The 7,078-nt window shown below is 42.1% G+C and carries 3 protein-coding genes; 2 read left to right on the plus strand and 1 reads right to left on the minus strand.

The window, feature by feature from the left end; genetic code table 11:
* Positions 1-53: 53 nt before the first annotated feature.
* Entirely contained in the window at positions 54-821 is a 768-nt protein-coding gene (locus RAO94_11795) for an NAD(P)H-dependent oxidoreductase (protein MDP8323024.1), read from the plus strand.
* Between the two features lie 342 nt (positions 822-1,163).
* On the opposite strand, the gene RAO94_11800 is transcribed toward RAO94_11795, so the two are convergent.
* The gene (locus RAO94_11800; protein MDP8323025.1) at positions 1,164-5,867 is read right to left on the minus strand and encodes an ATP-binding cassette domain-containing protein; all 4,704 of its coding nucleotides are present in this window, start codon (positions 5,865-5,867) and stop codon (positions 1,164-1,166) included.
* A gap of 137 nt (positions 5,868-6,004) precedes the next feature.
* Between RAO94_11800 and RAO94_11805 the strand changes: the two genes are divergently transcribed.
* On the plus strand, positions 6,005-6,859 hold the full coding sequence (locus RAO94_11805; GenBank protein ID MDP8323026.1) for a DUF3667 domain-containing protein: 855 nt from the start codon (positions 6,005-6,007) through the stop codon (positions 6,857-6,859).
* Positions 6,860-7,078: the final 219 nt, after the last annotated feature.

Raw genomic sequence — 7,078 nt, forward strand, 5'->3', positions numbered from 1 at the left:
GCACCTAAATAGTTTATTTTAAAAATGAACTGAGTATTAAATTGGAGGTAATAATGAGAATACTGGCAATTATTGGTTCCCAAAGGGCGGGAAATACTCTAAAAACCGCTCAATTATTGGAAAAGGAACTGCAAAAATCTGATGACTCTTTGGAATTCGAATATATTAATCTCTGGAAGGCTGATATAAAACTGTGCCTGGGATGTTTTAACTGCATGGCAAAAGGTATCGAAAACTGCCCTCTTCAAGATGATATAACTTCTATTATTCAGAAAATGACTAAAGCTGACGGAATTATTCTGGCTTCACCGGTTTATGTGATGAATGTTACCGGCAATATGAAAAATTTCATCGACAGGCTGGCAGCTTTTTGTCACAGACCCGCCTTCTTTCAGCAAAAGGCACTTGTCCTTTCAACTGTAGGTGGTGTTGGTGTCAAAAAGGTTCTGTCATATTTAAAGGAGGTAGCAGAAGCTATCGGGATGCAGGATGTTACTAAGCTGGGACTTGTTACTCCGCCTGCCTCACTTATCTTCCCGAAATTGCAGAAAAAAAATGATCTGGCTGTTCATAAAGCTGCTCTAAAATTCTGGCAATCCTTACAAAAAAAGACTATTACTCCCTCCCTTGGATCAGTTATCCAGTTTGAAGCACAAAAAGTTGTCTTCTCCAAAGAATCAACACACGAAGCATTTCCCGCTGACTACTCTTTTTATGCCAAATTACAAAAAAATAACTATTGGGTTAATGCTAATGTTGCCTGGTATAAAATTTTGATTGGCAGGTCATTTGGTATATTTATTTCTTTCGTAATGAAATGATGCCTCTGTAATTATCAAGGTGAATCGATAAACTCAGCGATCAAGGAACGTGGAATCAGACCACCAGATCCAGCCTATCCTATAATCCCTAAATCCAGCAAATCCTGATTCAGACTATAAATTTTACCCTCTCCCGAATATAGAACAGTCATCACGAGAAACAACAAAGCACGTACCCACATTAAAATGTCACTACGTGCTAAGTTGTTCAGCCTTATTTCCAGTTCTTTGTCAATAAATGAGTTAGGTGAAATATGTTTAATTAGCAAAAAGGTTGCAGTTATTGAATTAATTGTTTATCAGTGAGTATCAGTTAAATCCGCTAAATCAGTGTTCTATGCTTTACATTTCCCTTATTATTCTGCCACCTGATTTTCCGGCTCCGGGTCCGAGTTCGATTTGGTGATCAGCTTTTGCCAGTAATTGGGTATTATGCTCTATGAAAATCACTGTGTGTTGATTTTCTACCAGTTGATCTAGAAATTTGTAGAGATTTTCGATATCTATCGGATGTAATCCTGCTGTGGGTTCATCTAATAATATAAGACATTTTTCTCCGGTTTTTTTGGTCTGCAGAACTGCTGCCAGAAGTAATCTTTGACCTTCTCCACCGGAGAGGGTATCAGTCCCTTGACCAAGTTGCAGATAGCCCAGTCCCAGGTTTTCAGTTTCCTGTAATTTATCCGCCAGTTTGGGGTGATCAGCAAAAAAATCAATCGCTTCAGAGATCGTCATATTCATGATATCAGCAATATTTTTGCCTTTATAGCTGTACTGCAGAACTTTCTCATGATAGCGAGTACCACCGCATAACTCGCAATCACTGGTGATATATCCGGCAAAATCAAGTTCTTCGCGCTTTTTACCTGTTCCCTTGCATTGAGGGCATTGACCCTGTTTTCCAGCATAATTGAAGATTGCCGCTTTAGCAGGCGTTTCTGCTGCCAGCAGCTTGCCTATTTCTTTCAAATAGCCCAGATAGGTTGCGGGAGTGCTCAAGGCATTTTTATTAAATCCACTCTGCTGCTGATAGATTATCCGGTTAAAACTATCGAGTCCTTTAATAGATGTACAGCCTGCCGGCTGCTTTCGCAAATATGATCTATAAATAACTTCCCGGCATAAGGTGCTTTTTCCGCTGCCACTCACACCGCAGATCCCCACCAGTACACCTGCTGGTATTTTAAGATCAATATTTTGCAGGTTGTTACTCATTGCTCCAGTGATCTCTATCCAGCTATCTGCTTTACGTTTTTTTGCCGGTAAGATGACATCCTGATGCAGATAATTTCTGATCATTGATGAAGGATTTCTACTTATCTCTGCTGGACTACCGCAGGCAATGATCTTTCCGCCATTTTTTCCAGCTCCAGGACCCAGTTCAATCACGTGATCAGCAGCTTTGATAAATAAGGGATCATGCTCTACGCAGATCACAGTATTGCCATTATCAGCCAGCTCACGCAGTAATAGGTTAACTTCTTTTCGTTCAATGGGATGCAGTCCCCGGCTGATCTCATCCAGTACAAATGTAACTCCGGTTAATCCGCTTACTACCTGCCTGGCAATTCTTAATCTTTGAAATTCACCTCCGGAAAGCGTATCAAGTCTTCTGGCTGGGGTAAGGTAACCCAGTCCCATTTTTTTCAGGGCATTAACGTGTTTGAGTATCTCACTTGATATCTCTATCCAACCGGATTTATTACCTTCTACGGCAGGAGAATTACCAGTGAATATATCTTCTAATTCACTGATCTCAAAGTTTCCCAGCTCAGCAATATCATATCCGGCTATTTTTACCTGTAATACTCTTTTCTGCAGTCTTTTTCCCTGGCAGACAGGACAGCTTTTTTCGCTCATCAATCCGGTTAACTGCTCACCAGCGCGTTTCTGATGTACCCGTTCATATTCGATATTGATCAGGTTTACAAATCCTATCCATTTATTTTTGAAATTGTGTTCTCCCTGCCTTTTACCTCTGGCAAAATTCCAGATCACTTCATATTCCTGCTCACCAGTACCATATATAATAATTTCCTTTTCGGCTTCTGTCAATTCACTAAAGGGTTTTGCGAAATCTAAGTCTTTTTCTTTTTCCACGCTTTTTAATACTGCCAGATATTGTCCCTGCCTTTCGCCAAAATATTTTCCCCGCTTGGTTCCATCCATTGCGCCTTCATAAATACTGCGCTGGGGATGTGTGATCAAAAGGTAAGGATCGCAGCTAAGCACAGTACCCAGTCCTTTGCAGTTTTCACAGGCACCTGCAGGATTATTAAAGGAAAAATCACTCGCAGGTAATCTTCCACTTTCACCTAGGCGTGAATACAGCAGACGCATAAGATCGTAAATCCCGCTATATGTACTCAGGGTGGAGCGCCGGTTATGTGAACTGCTCTGCTGCCGGATCGCCAGCATAGCACCCAGTCCCGTAAAGCTTTCCAGTTCTCCGCGCTTTGTATTAGCCAACAGGTTACCGCTATAAGCAGGCAGATTTTCCAGATAACGCTGCCAGCCTTCGGCATAGATAGTATCAAATGCCAGAGATGACTTACCTGAGCCGGAAATTCCCGTGATTGCTGTGATCTGACCACGGGGGATGGATACGTCAATTGCCTGCAGATTATTTGTGGTCACCTGCTTAAATTCAATTGCAGAGGTCTTTCTGCTAGTTTCAGGTTTGCTGAGGACTTCTATTTCCCCCCGCAAAGCCTTTGCTGTGAGATTATCTGATCTATCCAGGAGTCCTTTCACACTGCCTTCATATAACACTTTGCCATCACTGAGATCTATCACTCTATCTGCTCTATATATCACTTGGGGATCATGCTCTATCACGATCACAGTATTGCCTTCAGCCACCAGATTATCTAATACTTTGAGCAGTTTACTCACGTCATTTGCATGCAGTCCGGTAGTTGGTTCATCCAGATAATACAGCGTTCCTGTTTTTCTTGATCTTGCCAGTTCCGTTGCCAGCTTGATGCGCTGAGCTTCTCCACCGGAAATAGTGGTCGCTGGCTGTCCCAGAGTTAAATAGCCTAATCCAACTTCATCCAGAACCTTAAGTATCCTGCCTCCCCTGCTCCCTGGTTCAAAAAAATTCCTCATCTCACTCACGCTCAATTCCAGCAGCTCAGCAATATTATATCCCTGCCAGTTAATTTCCAATATCTCAGGTTTGAATCTTTTACCTTTGCACACGGGGCAAATCATCGTGATATCATCCAGGAAGTGCATACCCAGCTTAAGCACTCCTGCACCTTCACATTCTTCGCATCTGCCACCTTTGGTATTAAACGAAAAAGCTCCTCTGCCTAATCCTTTCGCAAGCGCTGCGGTTTGTTTAGCATAAATAGCCCGGATGTCATCCATCAAACCGGTATAAGTAGCAGCGTTACTGCGGGGACTTCTTCCAATCGGTTTTTGATCTATCTTCACGATCCTGCTTACTGCTTCATGACCATTTATGGATTCGCAATATCTTTTACTTCTTCTATCACCGGCTATAGCAGGCAGCAGCACTGATTCTGCCAGACTGGTTTTTCCTGCTCCACTCACGCCGGTGATCACATTAAACCGCTCCAAAGCGAAATTTACCGAAATTCGTTCAAGATTATTAGCATTGGCGCCTGTTACCTGGATATTTTTCTCTGTCTGGTCTTTTTCTTTTTTAAGTGTGTATTTCTCCGGTTTGAATTCCGGGCTCTTTTCTCCGCTGTAGATCAGATAGCCACCTGCTGTTCCTGCACCGGGACCTATAGTGATCAAATGATCTGCTGCCTGGATGATCAAAGGATCATGCTCCACAACCAGCACCGTATTACCATTATCACGTAATTCAAATAGCATTCCCACAAGTGCCCCGATTTCCGCCTGATGCAGCCCAATGGATGGCTCATCAAACACATAGATCATGTCCCGTAATTGCGTAGCTGAAATAGTTAATAGTTTCAGTCGCTGTCCCTCTCCTGCTGATATCGTCTCGCTGCTTCTGCTCAATTGCAGATGACCAAGTCCAATCTGAGTACCGATCTGGCATCTACCTGCGATACTTGCTCTTAGAAGTTCTTCTCCCTGATTGCCTGCTCCCTGCCTGAATTCTTCTGCCAGTTCTCTCAAGCTTATTTCACTATATTCAGCGATATTTCTACACTGGTATTTTACTTCCAAAGCTTCTTTCCGCAGCCTTTTCCCCAGGCATTCCGGGCAGGTAATGGTTCGGGCAAAGCGTAATATATTGCCATTTCTATCCCGCTGCAATATATCCGTCATTATATTCATGATGCCCTTATAATAGCCTTCTTCACGGGGACGGGCAGTTATCCCGCTCCATTTCATCCTTGATTCCAGAGTATGCTTGCCAAAGGGAACTTTGATCTTCTCTGAGCCGTATAGAACTATCTGCTTTTCTGCTTCCGCAAGATCCTGCCAGGGGATATCCACACTAAAGCCATGTGTCTGGCACACTTCATTCAGCACATCCATGGTCACCTGAGAATAAACAATGTATCCGCTGGGAGTGGTCATCTCAAAAGCCCCGTTCCGGATTGTGAGTTTTTCATCTTTGATCAGTAGATCTGCATCTATCTCATCCACTACACCCAGTCCCCGGCAATGCTCGCAAGCGCCATATTTACTGTTAAAGGAAAATAGACTCCGCTTAAGCTCTATCTTGCTGCCAGGTTCCACTTTTCCATATCGTGCATAAAGCAATCGCAGATAATCATAAACTCCCGTCAATGTTCCCACCGTGGAGCGGCTGCTGCGATGCAGACTATTTTGTCTCACAGCTATTGCTGGACGGATCCCTGTCACGCTATCTACAGCCGGACGTCCTGCCTTATCCATGAACTGCCGGGCATAGGCACTGATGCTTTCCAGATACCGCCTTTGACCTTCGCGAAACACTATATCATAAGCCAGGGAACTTTTCCCTGAGCCTGATACTCCAGTTACCACTATCAGTTTGTTATGCGGGATCGTTACATCAAATCCTTTTAGATTATGTTCTCTTGCTCCAGCTATTTCTATATTTTTTATCATTAAATCCACCTGCCTGCATATTCATCACTCATATTTCCCTTCACCTCACATTTGTCAACCCCGGCAATAATCAAAAACATTGACACCTGTTCACAGATCATTAAATTCATAATCGAGTATTATATTAAGGAAAATCTATGCCGGAAGAGAAAAGGGAAATAAGACACTGTCCTAATTGTGGAGAAATTGTTGATAATCGTTTTTGCCCTGCCTGTGGACAGGAAAATCGGGAATATAAGGCTACCTTCAAGGAGATGATCAAAGAATTTACGGCTCACACATTTAACTTGGATTCCCGTTTCTTAAAGACCGTAAAATATCTGCTCTTTCATCCTGGCTGGCTTACAATTGAATATTTCAAAGGTCGACGTGAAACCTACATCTCTCCCTTCAGACTTTACCTGATTTTCAGTATGATATATTTCCTTACTTTCACTGTCCAGAATTTCTATTCTGATATCAGCAAGGGAGTAAAACTGGTTGAAACCGGTATCCAGGCTAATGAAGCAGACAGTCTGGAAGCCATGCTGGCAGAAAATGCTTATAAACTTACCGGTGATGCTAAGCCAGGAATAGAAGGGACAACTGAGCTTTTAGATCAAAACATTCAGATTGATCAGGAGAAATTCACTTCTTCATTTATCAATAGTGCTCCCAGGATCATGTTCTTCCTGCTGCCGCTTGCTGCCTTGATACTTAAGCTGCTATACCGGCGCAAGATCCTTTATTTCCAGCACCTTATATTCCTGCTGCATGTGCATTCCTTCTTCTTTCTCACGATGTTCGTGTTTCGCATGATCCCTTTTGAGATTGTATTTGTATTATTCTTTTTACTCTCTTCCGTATATCTCTATATTGCCCAAAAAAAGTACTATCAGCAATCGGTCATTAAAACCCTGGTAAAACTTTCTTTATTCTCCACCGGTTATTTTATCATCCTGGCAGTTCTTCTTCTGGGAAACATGATGATCACCCTCTTTTCGATGGTTTGATAGTCCACTTGATTAATCACCTTTCTATTTGAATATATTTAATGGGAACATCGTCTTAACTCAATAATTTATCGGTGGTGGAGTTTTTTACATATTTGAAATTCCGGTTTAAAGGGCAAAAATTGGTTGCTAAAATAGGGCATAACTAATTATTAGTAAACTATTTAAGTATATATTATTATGTAGGAGCATAAATATGAAGCAAAAGCAATGCCCAAA

It is taken from the genome of Candidatus Stygibacter australis (assembly GCA_030765845.1).
Classification (GTDB): domain Bacteria; phylum Cloacimonadota; class Cloacimonadia; order Cloacimonadales; family TCS61; genus Stygibacter; species Stygibacter australis.

Coding starts and splice junctions, on each gene's coding strand:
- RAO94_11805 (MDP8323026.1), top strand. CDS start 6,005: ATGCCGGAAGAGAAAAGGGAAATAAGACACTGTCCTAATTGTGGAGAA.
- RAO94_11800 (MDP8323025.1), bottom strand. CDS start 5,867: ATGATAAAAAATATAGAAATAGCTGGAGCAAGAGAACATAATCTAAAA.
- RAO94_11795 (MDP8323024.1), top strand. CDS start 54: ATGAGAATACTGGCAATTATTGGTTCCCAAAGGGCGGGAAATACTCTA.